Raw genomic sequence first — 25,741 nt, forward strand, 5'->3', positions numbered from 1 at the left:
TACCCATGAGCGATCTCCCCACGTGCACGCCGACTTACCACCCGTCCTGGGAGGAGGTGCTGGGCCCCGTCCTGGACGAGCACTGGCCGCAGATCCAGTCCCTGCTGGACGCCGGGGCTTTCCTGCCCGCCGCCGAGAACCTCTTCCGCGCCTTCTGGCAGCCGCGCGACCAGGTGCGCGTGCTCATCCTGGGCCAGGATCCGTACCCGACCCCGGGCCACCCGATGGGTCTGGCCTTCTCGACGCAGCCGGGGGTCAAGCCGCCGAAGTCGCTGGTCAACATCTACAGAGAGCTCCACGACGACTTAGGCGTAGAGCCGCCCGCCGACGGCGACCTGTCGGCCTGGAACGACCAGGGGGTCATGCTGCTCAACCGCGTGCTGAGCGTGGCGCCGGGCCAGGCGGGTTCCCACCGCGGCCACGGCTGGGAGGCGGTCACGGAGGCCGCCATCCGCAGCCTGGACTCCGAGCAGCTCGTGGCCATCCTGTGGGGCCGGGACGCGCAGAAGTGCGCAAGCTTCATCCCGCACGCCCACAAGCTGGCCGCCCCGCACCCGTCGCCGCTATCGGCACACCGCGGGTTCTTCGGTTCGCGGCCGTTTTCTCGAGCGAACGAGTACCTTCGGGCGGCTGGCGCGCGCGAAGTGGACTGGCGCTTGTAAGATAACGGCCATGTCTTTTCTAGGGTCCTTAGATGCGGCCGGGCTGCGCGGGTGGGCCAGCCGGGCCACCGGCGAACTGTCGCGCCGGCGCGCAGAGATCAACGCCCTGAACGTCTTCCCGGTGCCGGACTCTGACACCGGCTCCAACATGGCCTACACCATGGAGGCCGCGCTGCGCGAGGCCGACCAGCACCCGCAGGCGGACCTGGGTGGAGTGGCCCAGGCGCTCGCCGTCGGATCGGTGCGCGGGGCCCGCGGCAACTCCGGGCTGGTGCTCTCCCAGGTGCTGCGCGGGGTAGCGGAGACCGTCCACGACGGCCCGCTGGACGGCCAAGTGCTCGCCGATGCCCTGACGCTAGCAGTCCGGCTCGTCAGCCGGGCCATCGCGCAGCCGGTGGAGGGCACCGTGGTCACGGTCCTGCGCGCGGCCGCGGAAGCCGCCGAGGACGCGGCCGAGGACGACCCGCAGCTGCAGCCGGTAGCGCAGGCGGCGGTGGAGGCGGCGCGCATCGCTTTGCAAAACACGCCCTCGCTGCTGCCGGAGCTGGCCGCGGCCGGCGTCGTGGACGCGGGCGGGGCGGGCCTGGTGGTGCTCCTCGAGTCCTTGCTGTCCACCGACACCCAGCCCGCCCCGTCCGCCGCGCCGGCGGAGGAGGGCGACTGGCTGGAGGTCATGTTCTTCTTCCGCGGCGACGTCGACGAGCTCCAGGCCCGCCTGGACGCGATGGGCAACTGCCTGGTCGTCGCCCCCGCGGCCGACGATGCCGCCACCGTCCACCTGCACACCACCGTCGCCGGCCCGGTCATCGAGGAGGCCTTCGCAACCGGCCAGGTCAGCGATCTGCGCCTGGAGGTCCTGCCGGTCCCGTCGGAGCCTGCGGCAGGCAGCGATCAGGTGCGCCGGGTCATCGCGGCCGCCCCGGACGGCGCGGTGGCCAAGCTCTTTGCCGCCGCCGGAGTGGACGTCGTAGCTCCCGGCAAGAGCGCGGGCGAGACGCAGGACAACGATATTTTCCTCACCAACGGCACCGAGTCCGAGACCGGCCGCTGCCAGGTGGTGCCGACGGGATCCTTCGTCGCCGGCCTGGCCGCGCTGAGCGTCTACGAGCCCGGCAACCCGGACACCGCCGCCATGGTGCAGGCCATGCAGGAGGTCGCCGACTCAATGCGCGTCGAGATCCTAGACGAGGAGACCCCCGAGGCCGTCGAGGAAGCCGGCCGCCGGTTGCTGGCCGCGGGCGGGGAACAGGTCACCGTCCTGTCCGCCCAGCCGATCGACTCGGTGGAGCTGGGGGAAAGGCTCGGCGCCGAGGTCGCGGCCCTCCAGGTGCCCGGGATCGCCACGGAAGTTGGGGTAGAGTAGCAGGCATGCTGGGGTGGCGCGATGAACGAAAGCTGTCGGAGGTCTTAGACCCGAAGCAGGCGCGCCGGCTGGAGGCCGCCTTCGGCTACACCACCTGCGGGCAGCTGCTGGAGCACTGCCCGCGCGACTATATGCGCCACGGCTACGACGTGGGCATCGCCGATGCTGACGAAGGCGACCACGTCACCCTTTCCGGCGTTATCACCCGCACCGATTTCCGGCCCACCAGCCGGCGCGGGGTGCTGCGGGTTTTCCTGGACAACGGCCTGGTCGTGAGCTTTTTCAACCCGACGTTCCAGCGCAAATTCCTCCAGCGCGGGCGCCGGGCCATGTTCTCCGGCAAGCTGCAGTTTTTCCGCGGGACCCCGCAGCTGCAGCACCCGGACTTCGTGATGCTCGATAGCCACGACGGCACGGTGGCCGGCTCCGGGGCCCTGCGCGGGCTGGCCAGCGCCGGTGAGCTCGAGGAGGTCTTGAGCCAGTGGGAGTGGATCCCGGTCTACCCGGCCTCGGAGAAGGCCCCCTCGTGGCTCATCATGATGGCGGTCAAGCGCGTCCTCGACACGCTGCCGAAGGTGCCCGAGCCGCTTGACCAGCGGCAGATGGTCAGCTTCGACACCGCGCTGCGCCAGGTCCACCAGCCCGGGCCGGCCGGCCCACAGCGCGCCATCCAGCGCCTGAAGTACAACGAGGCGCTGGGTATCGGGCTGGTGATGGCCCTGCGGCACCGCGACGCGCAGTCGCACCGGGCCAAGCCACTGCCGCCGCTGGACGATGGCTTCCGCGCCGAGCTTTTAAGCAACCTGCCCTTCGAGCTGACCAACGGGCAAAAGCGCGTGAGCGCCGACATCTCCCACGATATGACCCAGGACACGCCGATGGCCCGGCTCCTGCAAGGCGAGGTCGGCTCCGGCAAGACGATGGTCTCCGTCCTGGCCATGCTGCAGGCCGCCGATGCCGGCTTCCAGGCCGCCCTGCTCGCGCCCACGGAGGTGCTTGCCGCGCAGCACTACGAGTCCGTGACGGCCACCGTCCCCGCGGATGTCAAGGTAGTCTGCTTGACTGGCTCGATGAAGGCCGCCGAGAAGCGCCAGGCGTTGTTGGACATCGTCTCCGGGGACGCGGACATCGTCATCGGCACGCACGCCATCATCCAGGACAAGGTGGAGTTTTTCGACCTGGGGCTGGTCGTCGTCGACGAGCAGCACCGCTTCGGCGTCGAGCAGCGCGAGGCCCTGCGCACCAAGTCCCACCCGGGCTTTAGCCCGCACCTGCTGGTCATGACGGCGACCCCCATCCCGCGCACGGTGGCGATGACCGTCTTCGCCGACCTGTCCGTCTCCACGCTGACGGAGCTGCCGGGCGGGCGCAAGCCCATCCAGACCTCGGTGGTGCCCGAGTGGATGCCGTCCTGGGTCTCCCGGGCGCTCGAGCGCATCCGCGAGGAGGTCGCGGCCGGTCACCAGGCCTATATCGTCTGCCCGCAGATCGAGGGCGAGGGCGGCGTCGAGGCCGTCTGCGAGCAGCTGGCCCACGGGCCGCTGAAGGACCTGCGCGTCGGACTGTTGCACGGGCGTATGACGGACAAGGACGAGCGGATGGCCGCCTTCGCCCGCGGCGAAATCGACGTGCTCGTAGCCACCACCGTGGTAGAAGTCGGCGTCGACGTGCCGAACGCCACCGTGATGCTCATCCGCAACGCGGAGAACTTCGGCGTCTCGCAGCTGCACCAGCTGCGCGGGCGCGTCGGCCGCGGCGGCAACGCCTCGGTCTGCCTGCTGCACACGCTCGCCGAGGAAGGCACCCCGGCCTTCAACCGCGTCCAGGCCGTCGCGGCCACGAACTCGGGCTTCGAGCTAGCCGAGCTGGACCTGGCCCAGCGCCAAGAAGGCGACGTGCTGGGCACCGAGCAGTCCGGCACCCGCCGCAGCCTCAAACTGCTCAACCTGTTGCGCGACCGCGACATCATCGAGCGCAGCCACGCCGACGCCTTCGCCTTGGTCGAGCGCAACCCGGATCTGGCGCTGCAGCTGACCCAGGAGATGAACGCGGACAAACTCAGCTACCTGGAGAAGAACTAACCGGGCGCGGTGCTAGGGTATGGGGCATGGAAATTTGTGCGCCCTTCGCGGGCATCGTCCGCTACCACGTGGCGGAAGGAGACACGGTGGCAGCCGGTGCCCCTGTCGCGACGGTGGAGGCGACCAAGCTGGAGATCCCGGTGGTCAGCCCGGCGCCGGGCATCGTGAGCCGGGTGCTGGTTCCGGATTTTTCGACCGTGGCCGGCGGTGACCGGCTGGCCGAGATTGGACAGCGCCCATGACGCGGATCATTGCTGGACAAGCCCGGGGACGCACCATCGTGGTGCCGGATAGCGGAACCCGCCCGACGGCCGACCGTGCCCGGGAGGGCCTGTTTTCCTCCCTCAACGCCCGCTGGGGCTTTGCCGGTTCCCGCGTGCTGGACCTGTTCGCAGGCTCCGGGGCGCTGGGCCTGGAGGCAGCCAGCCGCGGCGCCGAGGAGGTCGTCTTGGTCGACGATGCCGCCGTCGCCTGCCGCGCCATGGAACACAACGTCAGCGTCGTCGGGCACCCGCGGGTGACCATCCGGCAGCAGAAGACCTCGGCCTACCTGGCGGGCGCCCCGCGCGGGTTCTTCGACATGGTCCTAGCGGACCCGCCCTACGCCTTCGATGCCGTCGATGAGCTCATCGCCGCCATCGAGCCGGCGCTGGCCGACGAGGCGATCGTCGTCATCGAGCGCCACGTTGACTCCCCACCTACCGAGTGGCCCGCCGGCTTCGAGCCGACCGGCCAGAAGCTGAAGAAGCGTACCTTTGGTATTGCGCGGATGGACATGGCGCTGTACCACCGCGCCTCCTAGACCGCTACAGGAAGGACCTTGAACGCCATGACGAAAGCCGTGTGCCCGGGCTCTTTTGACCCGATGACCTTGGGGCATCTCGACATTTTTACCCGGGCTAACCAGCTGTTCGACGAGGTCACCGTGCTCGTGACCGGCAATCCGGACAAGCCGTCGGGGTTGTTCAGCATCGACGAGCGCATGGAGCTCATCCGCCAGAGCGTGCCCGCCGACATCAAGGTCGATAGTTGGGGCGGCCTGCTGGTGGACTACACCAGCGAGCACGGCATCGATTGCCTGGTCAAGGGCCTGCGCTCCTCGCTGGACTACGAGTACGAGCTGCCGATGGCGCAGATGAACCGGCGGTTGACCGGGATTGACACCATGTTCCTGCTCACCGATGAGAAATACGGGTATATCTCGTCCTCCCTGTGCAAGCAGGTCGCCAAGTTTGGCGGCGACGTGCAGGGCATGTTCCCCGAGGCGGTGGCCTGCGCGGTCATGGACAAGTACCACGCATGATGCTGCTGGCCGTCTTTGCCGTCGTCCTTTTAGGCTCCTGCATGCAGCGGGTCTCCGGGATGGGGCTGGGGCTTATCGGCGGGCCCGTGCTCATGCTGCTGATGGGGCCGGTCGAGGGCATCCTGGTCATCAACGTGCTGGCCTGTATCAACGCTGCGCTGACGACGGTGGCCGTGCGCCGCGACGTGGACTGGAAGGTCTTCGCCCAGATTGCGGCGGTGATGGTGCTCGGCTCCATCCCGGCTGGCTTCTTAGTGGCGCGCACGGACACGGCTCCGCTGCTGGTAATCGTCGGCGGCGCGCTGCTTGTCGCGCTGGGCGTGGTGACCTTCGGCAAGCGCTTCGTGCCGCCGATGCAGGGCACCGGCCCCGCCGTCTCCGCTGGCGTTTTGGGCGGGTTTACCAACACGCTGGCCGGCATCGCGGGGCCAGTCATCACGGTCTACGCCCAGGCCGCGCGCTGGCCGCAGCAGATGTATACCGCCACGCTGCAGCCCATCTTCATGGTGGGCGGGTTCATCTCCGTCACGGTTAAGCTGCTGGTCGGTGCTGGCGGCTTCGACGGCGTGAGCGGTTGGCTGTGGCCGGTGGGCCTAATAGCCATGCTGCTGGGCATTAGCACCGGCACCGCGCTGGCGCGTCGCGTCCCGCGTGGGGCGGCGCATAAGTTTTCGCTCTTTATCGCCTCGGTCGGCGCCGCCAGCGCCGTGGTCCGCGGCCTCACCAGCCTTTAAAACGAGCGGTCTAGGCGCGGGACTTCGGCGCGCGACCCCGGTGCCCGACCTAGGCGCGCGTCCTAGGCGTGCAAACTAGGCGCGCCGAGTAGGCACGCTGAATGGGCGTTCACGGTCTTACACCGTCGACGCCTACTCGCGTGTTCCTGGTGTTTGCTGCGCGTCTGCCACCAGATCGATCGCCGGTTTGTTTTGCCGTTGCCGAAGTGGCAGCCGGGCTGGCTGCGAGGTGTTGGCCGCAGGGTGTGCCGCTAGGCGGACTAGGCCGGCACGCGTTCGGGTGGTATCCACACCACCCGGCCGCCAACCCTAGCCATCCGGCCCCTAGTCTGCGCCGGGCCCGGCCCATCCTCGTTGGCACCGTTATGGTGCGGGCACAACGTCGCCAGGTTCGCCGCGTTCGTCGGACCACCCGAATCCCACGACTCCAGGTGATGGACCTGGCACTCATCCGCGCCGGCCAAACACTCCGGCCACGCACACACCGGATGCTCCATCAACGCCAAGCGCCGCTGCTTCCACGACGCCAAACGCTCATCCCGGTAACAATTAACCGGCCCGGCCACCGGATCGAAAACCCCGACGTAGCCGACCTGCTCAAACGCCCGGGTCACCAACTCCGCACCACTAATCACCGCACCGTTGGTCAACTGCACGGTAATATCCCCGGCATCCTTGCCGCCAACCAAGTGCCCGAAATCCTTGAGATTGACTACCACGTTGGTAATCACCGACGCGCGCACCCCACCGGCGCCGACACCAGCACCATCGCCGTCGCCGCCGGTGAAGACCGCGCGGGCATCCTCGACGGTGCGGACCTGGGCTTTGATATCGGCGACGAGGCCGGCGTCGGCGATCAGGCGCATCGACCACAACCCCTCCGCCGAACGGCGGTAGATCACCCCCGGCTGCGGCGTCGGGGCGGGCCGGGCCTCCTGGATTTTGCGGCGGGCCGTGGCGGCCATCTCTTTGGCATCAACCGGCTGGGCGGACAGCTCCTCCATGATGCGCCAGGCATCGTTTTTGTTTTTCACCCGCCGCAGTACCCCGCGCAACACATCCAGCACGGGCAGGCAGTGGCCGTGGCGGGCGGCATTCGCGCGCACCCGCCGCTGGCGGCCCGCGTGCCTGACCGGGCCGAAAAACACCCCGGCCAGGTCGAAGAGGCGCTCCAACTCGTCGCGGCCGGAGCCGGCGGCGGCGCGCTCGGCATCCCAGTCGGCGTGCCAAGCGCCCTCCACGATCTCGATTCCGGGCTGGGTCACGGCAGCCACGAACCTAGAAAAACAATCCCCCGATGTCATGCCCCACACACTAAAGGAGCCCCTGCCAGCCTGCAACTGGAAGGGGCATCGTGGGCGCGAAGCTACTGGTAGGACTTGGCCTTGCGGTTGTCCAAGTAGATGAACGCGGAGACAATGGCCACGCCGAGGACAATCATGCCGAGGATGGCCGGGGTGCCGGCGTCCTGGCTCTCGCCCCAGGGCCACAGGGCACGCAGCGAGCCCAGCATGAAGCCGGCCATCGCGGCCAAGGTTACGGAGTGGTGGTTGTCCAACAGGTAGTTGAGCAGCTTGACGAAGGCGGCCAAGCCGCACAAGGCGCCCAAGGCGAAGACGGCGACGGTGCCCATCTCGCGGTCGCTGACGGCGCCGATGATCGGCTGGTAGAGGCCCATCGTCAGCAGGATGAGGGAACCGGACACGCCGGGCAGCACTAGGGCGCAGACGGCGATGGCGGCGGCGAAGAAGACGACCACCAGCGACGGGTCCTCATGCGGGGCGGAGGTAAAGCCGGTGATGAAGAAAATGAGCACGGCGGCCACCACGAAGGCGATGAGGGAGGGGGCCTTGAAACGGTCGGCCTTGTCCATCATGGACACCGGCACGATGATGGAGACGGCGACCATGCCCAGGAAAAGGGCCTTGGACAGGGACACATGCCCCTCGACGAAGCTGGACATGACGGACGAGAGGCCGAAGACCGCGGCGAGCATGCCGACGGCTACGGCGATGATGAAGCCCCACTCGACTTCCTTGAAGCGGGCTTTGAGGATCTTGTCGGCGTTGTGGAGGGCCCGCTCGTAGATGCCTACGATGAGGGCAACTGTGCCCCCGGAGATGCCGGGGACCAGCTCGGCGGAGCCGATGAGCCCACCGCGTATTGCATTGGCAAGATGATTCATTCTTTCCAGCCTAGCGGCAACTAAACCCGCGGTGGTCGCGCCACTCCGGCGCTTAGAGCAGGGAAGACAGGAACTCCTGCGTACGCGGCTGCTGCGGGTTGTCAATGACCTGGCTCGGCGGGCCGGCCTCGACGACGCGGCCGTCGGCCATGAAGACGATCTTGTCGGCGACCTCGCGGGCGAAGCCGATTTCGTGGGTGACCACGAGCATCGTCATGCCGTCGGCGGCCAGCTCCTTCATCACCCGCAGGACCTCGCCGACGAGCTCGGGGTCAAGCGCGGAGGTTGGCTCGTCGAAGAGCATCAGCTTCGGGTCCATGGCCACGGCGCGGGCGATGGCCACGCGCTGCTGCTGGCCGCCGGAGAGCTGGACCGGGTAGGCGTTGGCCTTCGATGCCAGCCCCACCTGGTCGAGCAGCTCCATGGCGCGCTGCTTCGCGGCCGCGGGGTCGACCTTCTTGACGTGGATGGGGGCCTCGACGACGTTTTCGAGGACCGTCCGGTGGCTGAACAGGTTGAAGTTCTGGAAGACCATGCCGATGTCGGCGCGCTGGGCGGCGGCTTCCTTCTCGGAGATTTCGTAGAGGACGCCGTTGCGCTCCTTGTAGCCGATGAGGTCGCCGTCGACGTAGAGGCGGCCGGCATCGATGGTTTCTAGGTGGTTGATGCAGCGCAGGAAGGTCGACTTGCCGGAGCCGGACGGCCCCAGGAGGCAGACGACCTCGCCGTGCTGGACCTCAAGGTCGATGCCGCGCAGAACCTGCAGGGAGCCGAACTTCTTGTGGATCTGCTGCGCCTGCACCATGGGCTGGCGGGTATCTTTAGCGTTCATTGCGCGGGGCCTCCTGGACGACGTTGACATTGTTGGGGATGACGCCTTCGGCATCGGCGAGCGCGGCCAGCTGGCGGGCGGTCAGCTCGCGGGTGGCGCCGCGGTCGAAGTAGCGCTCGAGGTAATGCTGGCCGATCATCAGCAGCGAGGTGATGACCAAGTACCAGGTGGCGGCGACCATCATCAGCGGGATCGGCTCGAAGAGTGCGGCGGAGATGTCCGTGGCGCGGCCGAAAATCTCGTGGGTGTACGGGATGGCCACGACCAGGGAGGAGGTCTTGAGCAGGGAGATGAACTCGTTGCCGGTCGGCGGGATGATGATGCGCATGGCCTGCGGCATGACCGTACGGTACATGGTCTGCCACCAGCTCAGCCCCAGCGCCTTCGATGCCTCTCGCTGGCCCTCGCCCACGGAGTTGATGCCGGAGCGCACGATTTCGGCCATGTAGGCGGCCTCGTTAAGGCCCAGGCCGATAACAGCCAGGAAGAAGGCGTTGGACAAAAGTTCCTCGAGGGAGATTTCCGCAAAGCCCAGGTTGATGGACTGGTAGATGGCGCTGAGCAGGCCCCAGAAGACCAATTGCACGTAGATCGGGGTGCCGCGGAAAACCCAGAGGAAGACCCAAGAAACCGCGCGCAGCACGGGGTTGGGGGACATGCGCAGGATGGCTAGCACGGCGCCGCCAACGACGCCGATGATCATCGCCAGAATGGTGATCGCGATGGTGTGCAGCGAGGCGATAGCAATCCGCGTATCCAGCAGGTAGCTGAAGTACGTCGACCAGCCGTAGGCCTCGTTGTTGGCGGCGGCGATGACGAACCAGGCGGCCACCACGAGCAGTAGGGCGGCGAAAGCCCAGCGCCACGGGTGGCGCAGCGGTTTCGCGTGGATTTCCGGGGGAGTGGAGGGGGTATCCTGTGTCATTTCACTGGCCTTTCGTTGATGAGAGGCTCGTCGACGAGGCCGTCTTCGACGCCCCACTGCGCGAGGATTTCGGCATATTGCCCGTTGTCGATGAGGTGCTGCAGCGCGGCCGCTGCGGCGGGGCCTAGTTCCGACCCCTTGGGGACGGCCATCCCGTAGGGGGCGGCCTGGGAGATGTCGCCGACTAGCTCCAGGCGGCCGTCGGAGCGGTTGACGGCCCAGCCGGCGGCGGGGGAGTCGGCCGAGAGGGCATCGGCCCGCCCCATGAGCACCGCGAGCGCGGCGTTGTCGGCGGTGTCGTACGCCAGGACCTGCATGTCGCCGTCGCAGGCTTCCGCCTTGGGGCGGACGTCGTCGGTGTCGGAGACGGTGGTGCGCTGGACGGCCACGGTCAAGCCGCAGGGGTTGTCCGGGTCGATCTCCTTGGTGGAGTCCGTGCGCTTGGTCCACTGGATGCCGGCGTAGAGGGTGTCGACGAAGTCGAAGTTCTCGCGGCGGTCCGGGGTATCGGTAAAACCGGAGACGCCCATGTCGATCTGCCCGGACTGGACGGCCGGCAGGATCATGGCGAAGTCCTGCTCCTCGATGCGGAAGTCGAGCCCGAGCACGTCGGCGACGGCGTGGGCGAGATCCATCTCCAGGCCGACGATCTGGCCGTCGGCGTCCTTGAGCTGGAAGGGGGCGAAGGGCGGGTTGACGCCGATGCTGAGCACACCGTCGTCATCGTCATACATTGCGGCAATTTCGTCGACCTTGTCCGCGCGGATGGGTTGCCATCCGTCGGGTGTGGATTTTTCCACGTTGGTCACGCAGCCGCTCAAGCCCAGCGTGGCTATCGCCACTGCGGCGACCGTAGCCCGGCGGGCGCGGCGCGCGGCGGTGACTTTGCCTGGTGCAGGCACAACCATAGTCGTGTGGTCCTTTGGGAAAACGTGCGAATGAATAGTTACCCCTCAAATGTATAATATTCGCCCGCATTTAAGAAATTACCGCGCCGGAGCGCGAGATTCCTTCTCTACCTCGCCCAGCTTCTATCCCCGATCAGAAAAACCGGCCGAGGCTTTTGCCCTGGCCGGTTGTTGTGCGAAATACTTTTTTGACACTAACGGGTGTTTCGTGGCGTCGGTACAGTGTTTTCGCTGGTAGTGGTGCCCCTGGTGAGACTCGAACTCACACTGGACGGGTTTTGAATCCGTTGCCTCTGCCAATTGGGCTACAGGGGCGCGCGGGTGTGGCCGCACTGGGGAAATACTAGCGCATCGAAAGCGGGGAAGAGAAATCGCCCGCCGCCCTACGCGGTTGGGCGCCTATTGCCTAGACTGGGGAGCCGTGACTGATTCCAAACAACGCCTTCTGCTCATCGACGGACACTCTATGGCCTTCCGCGCTTTCTACGCGCTGCCGGCGGAAAATTTCTCCACCTCGGGCGGCCAGCACACCAACGCGGTCTATGGGTTCTTGTCGATGCTGTCGAGCATCGTGAGCGAGGAACGCCCCGACAAGATGGCAGTGGCCTTCGACGTGGGGCGCAAGACCTTCCGGACCGAGAAGTTCCCGGAGTATAAGGCCCAGCGCGAGGCGGCGCCGGAGGAATTCAAGGGCCAGGTGGACATCATCCGCGAGGTGTTGACCACCCTGGGCATTACGACGCTGTCGCGGGAGAACTTCGAGGCCGACGACATTCTGGCGACCCTGGCCACCGAGGCTACGGCGGCGCAGGACTTCGATACCTATATCGTCACCGGCGACCGCGACTACCTGCAGCTGGTCAACGAGTCCACGACGGTGCTCTATCCCATGCGCGGGGTGAGCAACCTGCACCGGTTCACCCCGGAGGCCGTGGAGGAGAAATACGGCCTGACCCCGCGGCAGTACCCGGATTTCGCGGCGCTGCGCGGCGATCCCTCCGATAACCTGCCCGGCATTCCGAAGGTCGGGGAGAAGACGGCGACCAAGTGGATTACCCAGTACGGCAGCCTCGACGAGCTGGTCGCCCACGCCGATGATATTAAGGGGGTGGCCGGCCAGAACTTTAGGGATCGCGTGGAGCAGGTCCAGCTCAACCGCGAGCTGACCCAGATGATTACGGACATGGACTTAGAGGTCGGCCCGGCCGACCTGGCCTTTAAGGGCGCGGTCGTCAGCGAGGTCGCCGATCACTTCGACGACCTCGAATTCGGCACCAACCTGCGCGATCGTGTCCTCAAGGCCATCCCGAACGACGGCGGGGAGGCCGCCTCGCAGGACGAGGATGTGCAGGTGCCGGAAGTGAGCATCGTTAGTGAGAAGCTGGCGGAATGGCTGCCGGGGCGCGGGCACGTGGCCGTCTTCGTCCAGGGCGACGGGCGGCCCGGGCAGGGCGATGCCGCGGCGATGGCCTTCGTCGACACCGACTACCACGGCCTGCAGGTCGAGCTGGCCGAACTCGACGCGGCCGACGACAAGGCCCTGGCCGCATGGCTTGCCGATGCCGACTGCCCCAAGTACCTGCACGAGGCCAAGGCGGCCTACCACATGCTGTTGGGGCGCGGCATTGAGCTGGCGGGCATCGCCCACGACACCGCGGTGGCGGCCTACCTGCTGCGCCCGGGCCAGCGCACCTACGAGCTGCCGGACGTCTACCAGCGCCACCTGCACAAGACCCTGGGGGCGGCGAGTGACCAGCTGAGCCTGCTGGATGAGACCTCCCTGGTGGATTCCGCGGCCGCGATCATGGAGCTGGCCGCGGAGCTGACCCGGCAGCTGCACGACATCGACTCCTTCCAGCTGTACACGGACCTGGAGCTGCCGCTGATTTCCATCCTGGCGCGGATGGAGGCCACCGGCATCGCCGTGGATATTGACACGCTGGACGCCCAGCTGGAGGCCTTCGTCGCCCAGGTTAAGGAGCAGGAGGACGCCGCGCGCGAGCTGGCCGGCGACCCCTCGCTGAACCTGAACTCGCCGAAGCAGCTGCAGGCGGTGCTGTTTGATACCTTCGACCTGCCGAAGACGAAGAAGACCAAGACCGGCTATTCGACCGCGGCCAAGGAGATCGAGGCCCTGGCGGTCAACCACCCGCACCCGTTCCTGGATCACCTGCTGGCCCACCGCGAGTACCAGAAGCTCAAGTCCACGCTGGAGGGGCTCATCAAGACGGTCCAGCCGGACGGGCGCATCCACACCACCTTCAATCAGACGGTGGCCTCGACGGGCCGGTTGTCCTCGGCGGATCCGAACCTGCAGAACATCCCGGTGCGCACCCCGGCCGGGCGTAAGATCCGCTCGGGCTTCGTGGTGGGCGAGGGTTTCGAGACCCTGCTGACCGCGGACTACTCCCAGATTGAGATGCGCGTGATGGCCCACCTGTCCCAGGACCCGGGGCTCATCGAGGCCTACCAGGCGGGCGAGGACCTGCACAACTACGTCGGCTCCAAGGTTTTCGATGTCCCGGTCGACCAGGTCACCTCCGAGCTGCGCCGCCGCGTCAAGGCGATGTCCTACGGCCTGGTCTACGGTCTGTCCGCCTTCGGGCTCTCCCAGCAGCTGGGCATCAGCCCGAAGGAGGCCAAGGACATCATGGAAAGCTACTTCGAGCGCTTCGGCGGGGTCAAGACCTACCTGGACGAGGTGGTCGATACCGCCCGCAAGGACGGCTATACCTCGACCATCTTCGGGCGCCGGCGCTACCTGCCGGAGCTAGCCAGCGACAACCGGCTGGCCCGCGAGAACGCCGAGCGCGCCGCCCTCAACGCCCCCATCCAGGGCACCGCGGCCGACATCATCAAGGTCGCGATGATCCGCGTCGATGCCGCACTCCAAGGCAAAAAGTCCCGCGTCCTGCTGCAGGTCCACGACGAATTGGTCGTCGAAATCGCCCCCGGCGAGCTCGACGAGGTGCGCGCAATCCTGGAAAAGGAGATGGACTCGGCCATCAACCTGCGCGTGCCGCTGGAGGTCTCGGCCGGGGCTGGCACCAACTGGGACGCCGCCGCGCACTAGTCGCCCGAAATCCGCTGGCGCGGGGCCCAGGATTTTCCTTTAGACCTCTTCCACGGGGTCGAACGGATCCAGGCGCCGGTCGACGCGCGCCTGGGCGGCGAAATCGCCGGGGTGGCGGCCCAGCAGCAGGACGCTGAGCGCGACCAAGCCGATGATGAGCTCGTCGAGGATGGCCGGGCCGATGGCGGCCAGCATGGTTAGCAGCACCCAGCTGTTGCGGATCGCCGCGCCGGTATAGCCGCGGGCGCCCTCGTAGACCTGTAGCCCCAGCGACCACTTGCCCAGGCTGGTGCGGTAGCGGCCCTCGACCACCACGCGGTAGGCGAAAAAGCCGAGGGCCAAGCCGACGACGTTGTAGGTCTCGGCCGCCTGGCCGGACAGCGGCTCGGAAAACATGAGGTTGATAAGCCCCCGGAGCAGCACTAAGACCGCGGCGACCGCGAAGGCGTCGATCCACCAGGCGACGGCGCGGCGGAGCAGTACGGCAATTCTTTCGGTCCACATAGCCTTCCACCTTAGAAGAAAACCGCCGGTATTTGCGCAAGTAGCTGCACGGATGTAGTGTGTAGCAGGTGCGTCTATGCTCTCAGGCGGTCGTTCGGCTCTGGTAGGAAAGCCAAATGGCGCTTGGGGCGGGATTGCGTTTATCCGTTCATCAATACTCTCAGCAGCATTAATGCGGTGGCGCAAGAGACGTGCGAATGTCCAAATTCGATTTCCTACGTTATTTCGGAGCATTTTTACGCATGCCATCTTCTAACACCCCTCAGGTTGCGATCAACGACATCGGAACCGCTGAGGACTTCCTCGCAGCCGTTGACGCGACCATCAAGTACTTCAACGATGGTGACATCGTTGCCGGTACCGTCGTCAAGGTTGACCACGACGAGGTGCTGCTCGACATCGGGTACAAGACCGAGGGCGTTATCCCTTCCCGCGAGCTGTCCATCAAGCACGACGTCGACCCGGATGCGGTCGTCGAGGTCGGCGACGAGATCGACGCTCTGGTCCTCACCAAGGAGGACAAGGAAGGCCGCCTGATCCTGTCCAAGAAGCGCGCTCAGTACGAGCGTGCTTGGGGCGCTATCGAGGAGCTGCAGGCCAAGGAAGAGCCTGTCACCGGTACCGTCATCGAGGTCGTCAAGGGCGGCCTCATCCTCGACATCGGGCTGCGCGGCTTCCTGCCGGCTTCCCTGGTCGAGATGCGCCGCGTCCGCGACCTGGAGCCGTACATCGGCCAGGAGCTGGAGGCCCAGATCATCGAGCTGGACAAGCAGCGTAACAACGTTGTCCTGTCCCGCCGCGCATACCTCGAGCAGACCCAGTCCGCGGTCCGCTCCGAGTTCCTGCACCAGCTGCAGAAGGGCCAGGTCCGCAAGGGCGTTGTCTCCTCCATCGTCAACTTCGGCGCCTTCGTCGATCTCGGCGGTGTCGACGGCCTGGTTCACGTCTCTGAGCTGTCTTGGAAGCACATCGACCACCCGTCCGAGGTTGTCACCGTGGGCGACGAGGTCACCGTCGAGGTTCTCGACGTCGACTTGGACCGCGAGCGCGTGTCCCTGTCCCTGAAGGCAACCCAGGAAGATCCGTGGCGCGTCTTCGCCCGCACCCACGCTGTGGGCCAGATCGTCCCGGGCAAGGTCACCAAGCTGGTTCCGTTCGGCGCCTTCGTCCGCGTCGAGGAGGGCATCGAGGGCCTGGTTCACATCTCCGAGCTGGCTCAGCGCCACGTGGATGTCCCGGACCAGGTCGTCACCGTCGGCGAAGAGGTTATGGTCAAGGTCATCGACATCGACCTCGAGCGTCGCCGCATCTCCCTGTCGGTCAAGCAGGCTGACGAGGACTACACCGACGAGTTCGACCCGTCCAAGTACGGCATGGCCGACTCCTACGACGAGCAGGGCAACTACGTCTTCCCCGAGGGCTTCGACCCGGAGACCAACGAGTGGAAGGAAGGCTTCGACGAGCAGCGTCAGGCCTGGGAGGCCCGCTACGCCGAGTCCGAGCGCCGCTTCCAGCTGCACTCCGCTCAGATCGAGCGTCACCGTGCCGCTGCCGCCGAGGCAGCCGAGGCCGGCGAGTCCTCCAACTACTCCTCCGAGTCCGCAGATGCAGCTCCGGCATCTGAGGCTCCGGCAGAAGAGGCTGGCTCCCTGGCTTCCGACGAGCAGCTCGCTAAGCTGCGCGACAAGCTGGCCGGCAAGTAATACCGCGCTAGTTCGCCGCTAAGGCCCCAGTCCGCACCCGCGGGCTAGGGGCCTTTTCCGTGCTCCGCGCTGACCTGTTCTATCCTCGCCACGCTGCGCGAAGCCGCGCCCGCGCCCCGAAGAGTGGGATATGTCATAGGCCGGCCGAACTATTAGGTTTCGGACTACCCGCCCCCTTATACTGGCCTGGTAATAACCACTGCCGCGGCGGTGGTCCGGTTCATTAGGAAGGGGCTTTCGTCGTGGCGTCTACACAAGACACGGCGCGGCACATCGTGGAAAACATCGGTGGCGCCGACAACATTACGTCCTTGACCCACTGCGCGACGCGTCTGCGCTTCCAGCTGGCAGACACCTCGCTGGTCGACAACGCCAAGTTGGACGAAGACCAGGCCGTGCTCGGCACCGTCCCGCAGGGCGACCACGGCTTCCAGGTCGTCATGGGCGGCGGGGTAGCGGAATACTACAACGCCATCATCAAGCAGCCGGGCGTTTCGGCCTCGGGCGGGGACAAGGCGAGCGGCCAGAAGAAGCAGTACGACGGAGTACGCGGCAAGTACTCCTGGGTCGACTACTGCTTCGAGTTCCTCTCGGATACCTTCCGGCCCATCCTGTGGGCCCTGCTGGGTGCCTCGCTCATCATCATGCTGCTCATCCTGGCCGACACCATCGGCTGGCAGGACTTCCGCGCCCCGATGGAGGAGCAACCGGCGGCCTACCAGCTGGGCCACGCCATGTGGCGCAGCGTCTTCTACTTCCTGCCAGTAATGGTCGCGGCCACCGCGGCCAATAAGCTGGGGGCGAATATGTGGGTCTCGGCGGCCATCCCGGCGGCCTTGCTGACCCCCGAGTTCCTGGCGATGGGCGAGCAGGGCGACGTCGTCGACGTCTTCGGCCTGCCGCTGGTCATCAACTCCTACGGCTCGCAGGTCTTCCCGCCGATCCTGGCGGCCATCGGCCTGTACTGGCTGGAGAAGGGGCTGAAGAAGATCATCCCGTCCGCGGTGCACATGGTCTTCGTGCCGTTCTTCTCCCTGCTCATCATGATCCCGGCAACCGCGTTCCTGCTGGGGCCCTTCGGTGTGGGCGTGGGCAACGGCATTTCCTGGCTGCTGCACAGCATTAACGAGTTCTCGCCGTTCATCCTGGCCATCGTGGTGCCGCTTTTGTACCCGTTCCTGGTACCGCTGGGCCTGCACTGGCCGCTGAACATCATCATGGTCCAGAACATCGCGACCTACGGCTACGACTTCATCCAAGGCCCCATGGGCGCCTGGAACTTCGCCTGTTTCGGCGTCGTCGCCGGCGTCATGGTCATCTCCTTCCGGGAGCACAACGATCAGATGCGCCAGGTCTCCATCGGCGGCCTGGCCGCGGGCCTGCTGGGCGGCGTCTCGGAGCCGTCGCTCTACGGCATCCTGCTGCGCTTCCGCCGCAGCTACTACCGGCTGCTGCCGGGCTGTGCCATCGGCGGCGCGGTGATGGGCCTGTTCAACGTCAAGGCCAACGCCTTCGTCTTCACCTCGGCCCTGACCGTCTTCGCGATGGAGCCGGCCGCCGGCTACGCCCTCGGCCTTCTGGTGGCGTTTATGACCTCGTTCCTGCTGACCGTCTTCTTCGGCTACCGCACCCCGGAGGAAAAGGCCGCGGACTTGGAGCGCATCGCTGCCCGCCGCGCGGAAGAGGGCAAGGAAGCCCCGGGCGCCGCGCAGCCGTCTCCCTCCAACGCGGCCACCGCCCCGGCCGCCGTTGCCGTCGCCGCCCCGGCCCAGGAAGGCGCCGTGGCTATCGATGCGCCCCTGGCCGGTGAGGCCGTCGCCCTCAGCGAGGTTCCGGATCCCATCTTCGCCGGCGCGAAGCTGGGCGAGGGCGTGGCCATCCGGCCGACCGGCACCACGGTCTACGCCCCGGCCGACGGCAAGGTGCTCACTGTCCAAAAGTCCGGCCACGCGGTGGGGCTGAGCCTGGACAGCGGCGTGCAGCTGCTGGTCCACGTCGGCTTGGACACGGTGGAGCTGGGCGGGGAGGGCTTTACCGTCCACGTGGACAAGAAGCAGCGCGTGGCCGCCGGCGACAAGCTCATCAGCTTCGACCCGGAGTTCATCGCCTCTCGCGGCTACAACCTGATTACGCCGGTGGTGGTGACCAACACGAAGAAATTCGCGCGTGTGGAATCGACGCTCGGTACAGTCGATACCACCACTCCGGTCATCGAGGTGGTGCCGCGAGACAAACAGGATGAACAGAAGGAGGACGCTTAATGCGGCTGGTGGGGCTGACAGGGGGCATCGGCAGCGGTAAGTCGACCGTGGCCAAGATGTTGGAGGAGGCAGGCGCCACGGTGGTGGATGCCGACCAGATTGCCCGCGACATCATGGAGTGGGGCCGCCCGGCCCTCCAGGACGCGGCCTACGCCTTCGGCCCAGACATCCTCAACCCAGACGGGAGCCTGGACCGGGGCAAGCTCGCCGAGCGCGCCTTCGCCAGCCGGGAGGCCACCGATAAGCTCAACCGGATCACCCACCCGCGCATCGATGAGCAGACCCGCAAGGCCTTCCGCAAGGCCCGCGAGCGCGGCGACGAGGTCGTGGTCTACGACATGCCGCTGCTGGTGGACAAGGGCCTCGACAAGGACATGGACCTGGTGCTGGTCGTGGACGTGGACCCCGAGGAGAGGGTTGCCCGGCTGGTCGGCCGCGGCCTGAGCGCTGACGATGCCCGCGCCCGCATCAAGGCCCAGATCCCCGACGATAAGCGCCGCGCGGCGGCCGATATCGTTATCGACAACAACGGCAGCCTGGAGGAACTGCGTGAGCGGGTAGAGGCCATCCGGGAGCGCGTCTTCGCCTAGGGCGCAAGCGGGCAGGCGGGTAGACTGGCCGGCATGGCCTTTGCAGCGGAACACCCCATCCTGTCCGAGTCCGAGCACCGCCCCGTGGGCGAGGTGGAGCGCACCCCCGGTGAGTTCAAGGTCGAGTCCGAATACGAGCCCGCCGGCGACCAGCCCGCGGCGATCGCGGAGCTGGACAAGCGGCTCGATCGCGGCGAGTCCGACGTGGTGCTCATGGGCGCGACCGGTACCGGTAAATCGGCGACGGCGGCGTGGCTCATCGAACAGCAGCAGCGCCCGACGCTGGTGATGGCGCCGAACAAGACCCTGGCCGCCCAGCTGGCCAACGAGCTGCGCCAGCTGCTGCCGCACAACGCCGTCGAATACTTCGTTTCCTACTACGACTACTACCAGCCGGAAGCGTATATCGCGCAGACGGATACCTACATCGAGAAGGACTCCTCGATCAACGAGGACGTCGAGCGCCTGCGCCACTCAGCGACCTCGGCGCTGCTCTCGCGCCGCGACGTCGTGGTGGTTAGCTCCGTGTCCTGCATCTACGGCCTGGGCACGCCGCAGTCCTACCTGGACCGCTCCGTGGTTCTCGCCGTCGATGACGAGGTCGAGCGCGACCGCTTCCTGCGCCTGCTGGTCGACATCCAGTACGAGCGCAACGACGTCGGCTTTACCCGCGGCACCTTCCGCGTCAACGGCGACACCGTCGACATTATCCCCGCCTACGAGGAGCGGGCGGTGCGCATCGAGTTCTTCGGCGACGACGTGGACTCGCTCTACTACATCCACCCGGTCACCGGGGACGTCCTCGAGCAGGTCGACGAGCTGCGGATTTTCCCCGCGACCCACTACGTGGCCGGCCCGGAGCGCATGGAAAAGGCCGTGGCCGATATCAAGGAGGAGCTGGCCGAGCGCCTGGCCGACCTGGAAAACCGCGGTAAGCTGCTGGAGGCCCAGCGCCTACGCATGCGCACTGAATACGATCTGGAGATGATCGAGCAGGTTGGCTTCTGCTCGGGTATTGAGAACTACTCGCGGCACATCGACGGCCGCGAGGCCGGATCCGCGCCGGCGACGCTGCTGGACTACTTCCCGGAAGACTTCCTGACGATCATCGACGAGTCCCACGTGACCGTGCCGCAGATAGGCGGCATGTTCGAGGGCGACATGGCCCGCAAGCGCAACCTGGTCGAGTTCGGTTTCCGCCTGCCCTCGGCGGTGGACAACCGGCCTTTGACCTTCGACGAGTTCGAGCAGCGCGTAGGCCAGACGGTCTACATGTCCGCGACCCCGGGCGACTATGAGTTGTCCGCCTCCGGCGGCGAATTCGTCGAGCAGGTCATCCGCCCGACCGGCCTGGTGGATCCTAAGGTCACGGTCAAGCCCACGAAGGGCCAGATCGACGATCTTATCGACGAGGTGCGCACCCGCGTCGACAAGCAGGAGCGTGTGCTGGTGACCACGCTGACCAAGCGCATGGCCGAGGACCTCACGGACTACCTGCTCGAGCACGGGATCAAGGTGCGCTACCTGCACTCCGACATCGACACGCTGCAGCGCGTGGAGCTGCTGCGGCAGCTGCGGCTGGGCGAGTTCGACGTGCTGGTGGGCATCAACCTCCTGCGCGAGGGCCTCGACCTGCCGGAGGTGTCCCTGGTGGCCATCTTGGACGCGGACAAGGAGGGCTTCCTGCGCTCGACGACGTCGCTCATCCAGACCATCGGGCGCGCGGCCCGTAACGTCTCCGGCGAGGTCATCATGTACGCGGACAAGGTCACCGAGTCGATGAACAACGCCATCGAGGAGACCGAGCGCCGCCGCGAAAAGCAGATCGCCTACAACACCGAGCACGGCATCGATCCGCAGCCGCTGCGCAAGAAGATCGCCGACATCCTGGACCAGGTCTACGACAACGACGGCGACGGCGACGGGGAATCGGCCGCGGCCAGCGACCCGGCGGCGATGGTGGACAAGCCGGACGTGTCCTCGATGGCGGTCGAGGAAGTCGAGAAGCTCATCGACGACCTGACCGCCCAAATGGGGGAGGCCGCCCGGGAGCTCAAGTTCGAGCTTGCAGGACGTCTGCGCGACGAGATCGCGGACCTGAAAAAGGAAGCGCGAGGCCTCAAAGAGGCGGGCATTTAGAGGCTATACTAGGGCGGAAGCAAGCTGAATCTGCAAGAAAGAAAGAACATGCTTACCTATTCGAATATCGTCGTCGGCACCGACGGCTCGGCTACCTCCCTGCGCGCGGTGCGTACCGCCGCCTCCCTGGCGCGCGTCTACGAGGCTCGCCTCGTTATCGTCTCCGCGTTCTTCAACCACTCCAGCTCCATGCTGGGCGCGACCGGTTCGGACAACACCGGAGTGCCGGTCATCAGCGAGGACATGGCGAAGGACTTCCTGGCCACCGCGCTGAAGGTCGCGGAAGAGGAGAACGCCGACAACGTCGAGATCGTGGGCCGTTCCGGCGATCCGGTCAAGGCGCTGCTGGCGGCCGGCGAGGACTTCGACGTCGACCTCTTCGTCGTGGGCAACAAGGGATTTAACTCCATGCGCGGCCGCGTCTTCGGCTCCGTGGCGAAGGATCTGACCCGCCGGGCACACGTCGACGTGCTTGTGGCAGATACCACTGACTAGCCCGCTGCACCAAAGCCCCGCCGGCTGGTTGTTACACTAGAATAGGGTAAATACCAGAAGAATATTTTGCGGACCACGAGTCCACAGAAAGGTCACCATGAGCGATTACAACACCATTGTTGTCGGCACCGACGGCTCCAACTCCTCCCTGCTGGCAGTGGAGCGCGCAGCCAAGATTGCCGCTGCGTTCGACGCAACCCTCATCATCGGTTGCGCCTACTACGAGAACAAGGAAGAGGCCTCCAAGACTCTGCGTCAGGAGTCTGTGACCATCCTGGGTGATGACAAGGCCGAGGCCAACCTCGTGGCCGGCCGCGAGCACGCCGAGAAGTTCGGCGTCAAGGATGTCAAGACCGCTGTCCGCCCGGGCACCCCGGTGCAGGCCCTGATGTCGATTGTCAACGACAACAAGGCCGACCTGCTGATCGTCGGTAACCGCGGCATCAACTCCCTGACCGGCCGCCTGCTGGGCTCCGTCCCGGCAGATGTCGCCCGCCAGTCCGACTGCGACGTCATGATTGTCCACACCGTCGCCTAAGGCGCGGCCTACCCGCTGAAGCCTAAAGGCCCTCCCCGCCGCATTCCTCGTGATGCGGTCGGGGAGGGCCTTGTCCGTGCCCGGGCCTAGTGGGCGCGGTGCGTTTCGACGCGATCGAAGGGGTTGCGGCGGTAGACGGCCAGGAGGCTGTGGCCGTTGTCGCCCTGGATGAGCGGGACGTCGCTGCGCGCGCTGTCGCCGGCCTCGGCGAGCGGGGCGGCGGTGCCGTGCGAGAGCACGTGCTCCTGCGGCGACAGGTTGCGAATGGCCACGCCGGCGATGCGCTCGGGGTGCTCGTTGACCACGTCGCGGTAGGTCAGCGGGTCGTGCTGGCCGTCGTCGCCGACTAGGACCCACTGGATGTGCGGGAAGTCGATAATCAAGTTTCGCAGCTGGACCTTCTTGTGCTCCACGCCGTTGCGGAAGAGCCCGGTGGGCGTGGGGCCCCAGTCGGTCAAGAGCATCGGCCCGCGCGGCAGGCGGTGCGCGCGCACGAAGTTGACCAGGGTGTCGAAGGTGTTCCACGCACCGGTCGACAGGTAGAACACGGGTGCGCTCGGGTGGGCGTCGATAAGCTCCGAGTAGAACGCGTCCATGCCCGGCACGGGCTGGCGGCGGTTGGTGCGCTTAAACCAAGAGTTCCAGGCCGCCAGCAGGGCACGCGGCAGCCAGGTGACCATGATGGTGTCGTCCACGTCGCTGATGATGCCGACGCGGGTGCTTTCATCAATGATGAGCACCTCCGCGGTCACCGGCTCGGCGCCCTCGGCGGCAATCGTCACCTCGTGCCACCCAGGGCTCAGGCCGTGGTCTTTGACGAGGACGTCGATGTAGCCGTTGTCGTTAGTGCAGGCGTGGACCGTCTGGTCCCCGGCGGTTACGGCGACGTCGAGGCCGGCGACCTGGATGGTGAAAAACTGGCGGTAGCCGCGCTCGGCCCAGTTGCGGGCGGGCCGAGCGGGGTTTTCCATCAAGACGCGGCCCAGCACGCGGACCCGGTCCGGGCTGCCGTAGCCCAGGTAGCCGGTTACGGCCGGCACCCACCCCCGGGCATCGGAACGCTTGACGCTCCAGCGGTTGATATGGCGCTCGCAGAGGCGGGCAAAATCAGATAAAGCCATGATGACCAATCTATCCTAAGCGGGCAGCTCGCCGTAGACCGTAAGCGTCTGGGTGGCGCGTGTCAGCGCCACGTAGAGGTTTTGCAGCCCCTGCGGTGAGGCCGCGACGATGGCCTGCGGGTCGACGATGACCACGTGGTCGAACTCCAGGCCCTTGATCTCCTCGACGTTGTTGGCATCAATCACCGCGCGCAGACGCCCGTCTGCAGTGCTGCCGATGCCGGCTGCCGGTCGCTTCGCTGCCTCTTCCGGCAGGCGGTGGTAGGTAACCGGATCACCGGGGCGGATGGCGGTGGCAGGCTCGGCGTGCGGGTCGATGAGGGCTAGCAGCCGGTTGGCCACCTCGGCGATGGGCTCGGGGGTGCGGTAGTTGACCGTGAGCCGGTGGTGGCGGAAGCGGCCGCCGACGAAGGGCTCAAGGGTGTCGGCCCAGGCGTCCACGCCGGCTGGGGCGCTGGTCTGGGCGGTGTCGCCGACCAGGGTGACCCAGCGCGAGGGGCTGCGGCGGAAGACCATCCGCCACTCCATGGCGCTAAGCTCCTGGGCCTCGTCGACCACGACGTGCCCGAAGGCCCACGTGTGGTCGGCGCGGGCGCGCTCGGCGGTGGTGCGGTGGTCCTGGACCTGCTGGCGCCGCGCCAGGGTCTCGGCGTCGATGACGTCGTGGGCGGAGAGGATCTCCGCGTCGAACATGTCGTCGTCGTTGTCTGTGGATTCGGAACTGCTCAGGATGTCCAGGGCGTCCTCGGCCTCGGCGACCTGTTGCTTCCAGGCCTCGCGCTCCGCCTCCTCGACGGCGGCCGGGTCGGGCATGCCGATGAGTACGGCGAGCTCGTCGAGGAGGGCGGCATCGCTAGCCGTCCAGGCCGTACCGTGGGCGCGGTAGAGCGCCTCCTGGGTCTCCTCGTCGTAGGCGGCGGCCGCCCGGGAAATGAACTCGCGGGAGGACAGGAGCTCGGAAAGCACCTGCTGGGGGCCTAGCTCCGGCCAGTAAGCGTCGATGAGCTCGCGCACGGCGGGGGACTCGGCCAGGTCGTCGTGGAGCTGGTCGACGTCGGCGCGCGAGAGCAGGTTCTGGCCGCCGAGCGGATCGGCGCCGATGCGCTCCGAGAGCGCCCGGGCCAGGGACTCGGTGAGGTGCTCGGCGAAGGCCAGGCGGGCATCGTTGTGCGGCTTGCGGGAGCGGCGCGCGCGGGTGCGGGCGGCCTTGACCATGGCCGGGGTGACCGTAAGTGGCAGCTGCTCGACGCTGATCTCCTGCGCCTCGGCCGGGACCTTTTGGTAGTCCTTGACGGCGTTGGCCAGGATTTCGGCCATGGCCTCCGAGCCCTTGATCTCGCGGGCCAGCAGCCCCTCCGGGTGGTTGCCGGTCACGCCGGGGAAGAGATCCCCGATGGTCGAGAGCACGGTGCCGGTCTCACCCAGCTCGGGCAGGACCTGGGAAATATAGTCCAGGAAGGTCGGGTTGGGGCCCACGATGAGCACGCCGGTGGACGCGAGCCGCTCGCGGTAGGTGTAGAGCAGGTAGGCCACGCGGTGCAGCGCCACGGCGGTCTTGCCGGTGCCGGGCCCGCCCTCGACGACCAGGACGCCGCGGGTCGGATCCCGGATGATCTCGTCCTGCTCGCGCTGGATGGTCTCCACGATGGAGGACATGTGCCCGGTGCGCGCCTGCTGCAGGGCCTGGAAGAGCGCCGACTCGCTGGCCACGCCCGCGGTGTCCGTGCCGGCGCTGTCGCCGGAGAGGTACTCGTCGGTGAGATCGGTGACCTCGCGCCCGCGCATCCGGATGGTGCGGCGCTGCTCGACGCCCTCCGGGTGGGCGGTGGTGGCCAGGTAGAACGGGCGGGCCATCGGGGCACGCCAGTCCAGCAGCAGGGTGCGGTAGTCGTCGGCCCGATCGTCCATGCCCATGCGCCCGATGTAGCGCCGGTCGAGCCCCGCCGCGGTCGGGTTGTCCCCGTCGGCGTCGATATCGATCCGGCCGAAGACCAAGCCCAGCTGTGCCAGGTTGAGCTTGTCCAGCTTGGCCTGCAGGCCGTGGTATTCCGTCTCGCGGCGCACCAGGGCGTCCGCGTCCGGGGTCTGGGGATCGACGTCCGCCTGCACGCGGGCCAAGGATTCGTTGGCGCGGGCGACGGCGTCGTCGAGGCGGTCGAACAAGCCGTCCACATAGGCCTGCTCGGCGGCTACCTCGGCCTGGTGGGCCGAGGCCTGCCGCGTGTCACGTTCACCGGTCATAAGGTGGGCTTTCTGTCTCGTGCATGGGATTGCTGGTTGGGCAAAAGAACAACGGCCCAGCATACTCGCTGGGCCGTTGCGTG

General features: G+C 66.8%; 22 protein-coding genes and 1 tRNA gene. 14 read left to right on the top strand and 9 right to left on the bottom strand.

Annotated elements, in window-relative coordinates:
- The first annotated feature begins 5 nt into the window (after positions 1–5).
- Genes QQS53_RS08490 through QQS53_RS08520 form a run of 7 tightly spaced genes read left to right on the top strand, consistent with a single transcriptional unit; the run spans position 6 to position 6,143 of the window.
- Positions 6–662, top strand: a complete 657-nt coding sequence (locus QQS53_RS08490) for a uracil-DNA glycosylase (protein ID WP_472775421.1) — start codon at positions 6–8, stop codon at positions 660–662.
- Positions 663–672: 10 nt separating this feature from the next.
- Positions 673–2,025, top strand: coding sequence for a DAK2 domain-containing protein (locus QQS53_RS08495; RefSeq protein WP_472775422.1), 1,353 nt, complete (start codon positions 673–675; stop codon positions 2,023–2,025).
- A gap of 5 nt (positions 2,026–2,030) precedes the next feature.
- Positions 2,031–4,106, top strand: a complete 2,076-nt coding sequence (locus tag QQS53_RS08500; RefSeq protein WP_472775423.1) for an ATP-dependent DNA helicase RecG — start codon at positions 2,031–2,033, stop codon at positions 4,104–4,106.
- A gap of 26 nt (positions 4,107–4,132) precedes the next feature.
- Complete coding sequence (locus QQS53_RS08505) at positions 4,133–4,348, top strand: acyl-CoA carboxylase biotin carboxyl carrier protein subunit (RefSeq protein ID WP_472775424.1); 216 nt, start codon at positions 4,133–4,135, stop codon at positions 4,346–4,348.
- Positions 4,345–4,908: a 16S rRNA (guanine(966)-N(2))-methyltransferase RsmD gene (gene rsmD / locus QQS53_RS08510; RefSeq protein ID WP_472775425.1), complete on the top strand. Its 564-nt coding sequence runs from the start codon at positions 4,345–4,347 to the stop codon at positions 4,906–4,908. Before QQS53_RS08505 ends, rsmD begins: the two co-directional genes overlap by 4 nt.
- A 27-nt stretch (positions 4,909–4,935) precedes the next feature.
- Complete coding sequence (gene coaD, locus QQS53_RS08515; protein ID WP_070767775.1) at positions 4,936–5,409, top strand: pantetheine-phosphate adenylyltransferase; 474 nt, start codon at positions 4,936–4,938, stop codon at positions 5,407–5,409.
- Positions 5,406–6,143 (top strand): TSUP family transporter, encoded by a 738-nt coding sequence (locus tag QQS53_RS08520; protein WP_472775426.1) that lies wholly within the window; start codon positions 5,406–5,408, stop codon positions 6,141–6,143. The genes coaD and QQS53_RS08520 overlap by 4 nt, the downstream gene beginning before the upstream one ends.
- A 260-nt stretch (positions 6,144–6,403) precedes the next feature.
- Here QQS53_RS08520 and QQS53_RS08525 read toward each other — a convergent pair whose 3' ends face one another.
- From QQS53_RS08525 to QQS53_RS08550, 6 genes are all read right to left on the bottom strand, one after another.
- Entirely contained in the window at positions 6,404–7,408 is a 1,005-nt protein-coding gene (locus QQS53_RS08525) for an HNH endonuclease signature motif containing protein (protein WP_472775427.1), read from the bottom strand.
- Positions 7,409–7,509: 101 nt separating this feature from the next.
- Positions 7,510–8,328, bottom strand: coding sequence for a DUF368 domain-containing protein (locus QQS53_RS08530; RefSeq protein ID WP_472775428.1), 819 nt, complete (start codon positions 8,326–8,328; stop codon positions 7,510–7,512).
- A 52-nt stretch (positions 8,329–8,380) separates the two neighbouring features.
- Positions 8,381–9,160 (bottom strand): amino acid ABC transporter ATP-binding protein, encoded by a 780-nt coding sequence (locus QQS53_RS08535; protein ID WP_472775429.1) that lies wholly within the window; start codon positions 9,158–9,160, stop codon positions 8,381–8,383.
- The gene (locus QQS53_RS08540; RefSeq protein WP_472775430.1) at positions 9,150–10,085 is read right to left on the bottom strand and encodes an amino acid ABC transporter permease; all 936 of its coding nucleotides are present in this window, start codon (positions 10,083–10,085) and stop codon (positions 9,150–9,152) included. The genes QQS53_RS08535 and QQS53_RS08540 overlap by 11 nt, the downstream gene beginning before the upstream one ends.
- Positions 10,082–10,993, bottom strand: a complete 912-nt coding sequence (locus QQS53_RS08545) for an ABC transporter substrate-binding protein (RefSeq protein ID WP_472775431.1) — start codon at positions 10,991–10,993, stop codon at positions 10,082–10,084. The genes QQS53_RS08540 and QQS53_RS08545 overlap by 4 nt, the downstream gene beginning before the upstream one ends.
- Positions 10,994–11,231: 238 nt before the next feature.
- Positions 11,232–11,308, bottom strand: a tRNA-Leu gene (locus QQS53_RS08550).
- A 151-nt stretch (positions 11,309–11,459) separates the two neighbouring features.
- On the opposite strand from QQS53_RS08550, the gene polA reads away from it, so the two are divergent.
- Positions 11,460–14,066, top strand: coding sequence for a DNA polymerase I (polA, locus tag QQS53_RS08555; protein ID WP_472775471.1), 2,607 nt, complete (start codon positions 11,460–11,462; stop codon positions 14,064–14,066).
- Positions 14,067–14,105: 39 nt separating this feature from the next.
- On the opposite strand, the gene QQS53_RS08560 is transcribed toward polA, so the two are convergent.
- The gene (locus tag QQS53_RS08560) at positions 14,106–14,570 is read right to left on the bottom strand and encodes an RDD family protein (protein WP_472775432.1); all 465 of its coding nucleotides are present in this window, start codon (positions 14,568–14,570) and stop codon (positions 14,106–14,108) included.
- 242 nt (positions 14,571–14,812) lie between these two features.
- On the opposite strand from QQS53_RS08560, the gene rpsA reads away from it, so the two are divergent.
- The 6 genes from rpsA to QQS53_RS08590 all read left to right on the top strand — a co-directional run bounded on the left by rpsA (position 14,813) and on the right by QQS53_RS08590 (position 22,296).
- On the top strand, positions 14,813–16,273 hold the full coding sequence (gene rpsA, locus QQS53_RS08565; protein WP_472775433.1) for a 30S ribosomal protein S1: 1,461 nt from the start codon (positions 14,813–14,815) through the stop codon (positions 16,271–16,273).
- 242 nt (positions 16,274–16,515) lie between these two features.
- Complete coding sequence (locus QQS53_RS08570; RefSeq protein WP_472775434.1) at positions 16,516–18,534, top strand: glucose PTS transporter subunit IIA; 2,019 nt, start codon at positions 16,516–16,518, stop codon at positions 18,532–18,534.
- On the top strand, positions 18,534–19,124 hold the full coding sequence (gene coaE / locus QQS53_RS08575; RefSeq protein WP_472775435.1) for a dephospho-CoA kinase: 591 nt from the start codon (positions 18,534–18,536) through the stop codon (positions 19,122–19,124). The genes QQS53_RS08570 and coaE overlap by 1 nt, the downstream gene beginning before the upstream one ends.
- Before the next feature lie 33 nt (positions 19,125–19,157).
- A complete protein-coding gene (gene uvrB, locus QQS53_RS08580; RefSeq protein ID WP_472775436.1) occupies positions 19,158–21,263 on the top strand; it encodes an excinuclease ABC subunit UvrB in 2,106 nt (701 codons plus the stop codon).
- 48 nt (positions 21,264–21,311) lie between these two features.
- Complete coding sequence (locus tag QQS53_RS08585; RefSeq protein WP_472775437.1) at positions 21,312–21,758, top strand: universal stress protein; 447 nt, start codon at positions 21,312–21,314, stop codon at positions 21,756–21,758.
- Between the two features lie 97 nt (positions 21,759–21,855).
- Positions 21,856–22,296, top strand: a complete 441-nt coding sequence (locus QQS53_RS08590) for a universal stress protein (protein ID WP_368519762.1) — start codon at positions 21,856–21,858, stop codon at positions 22,294–22,296.
- Positions 22,297–22,382: 86 nt separating this feature from the next.
- Here the strand turns inward: QQS53_RS08590 and QQS53_RS08595 are convergent, their stop codons facing one another.
- Entirely contained in the window at positions 22,383–23,417 is a 1,035-nt protein-coding gene (locus QQS53_RS08595; protein ID WP_472775438.1) for an App1 family protein, read from the bottom strand.
- 15 nt (positions 23,418–23,432) lie between these two features.
- A complete protein-coding gene (locus tag QQS53_RS08600; RefSeq protein WP_472775439.1) occupies positions 23,433–25,658 on the bottom strand; it encodes a HelD family protein in 2,226 nt (741 codons plus the stop codon).
- Positions 25,659–25,741: the final 83 nt, after the last annotated feature.

It is taken from the genome of Corynebacterium sp. 2571A, from assembly GCF_055700935.1.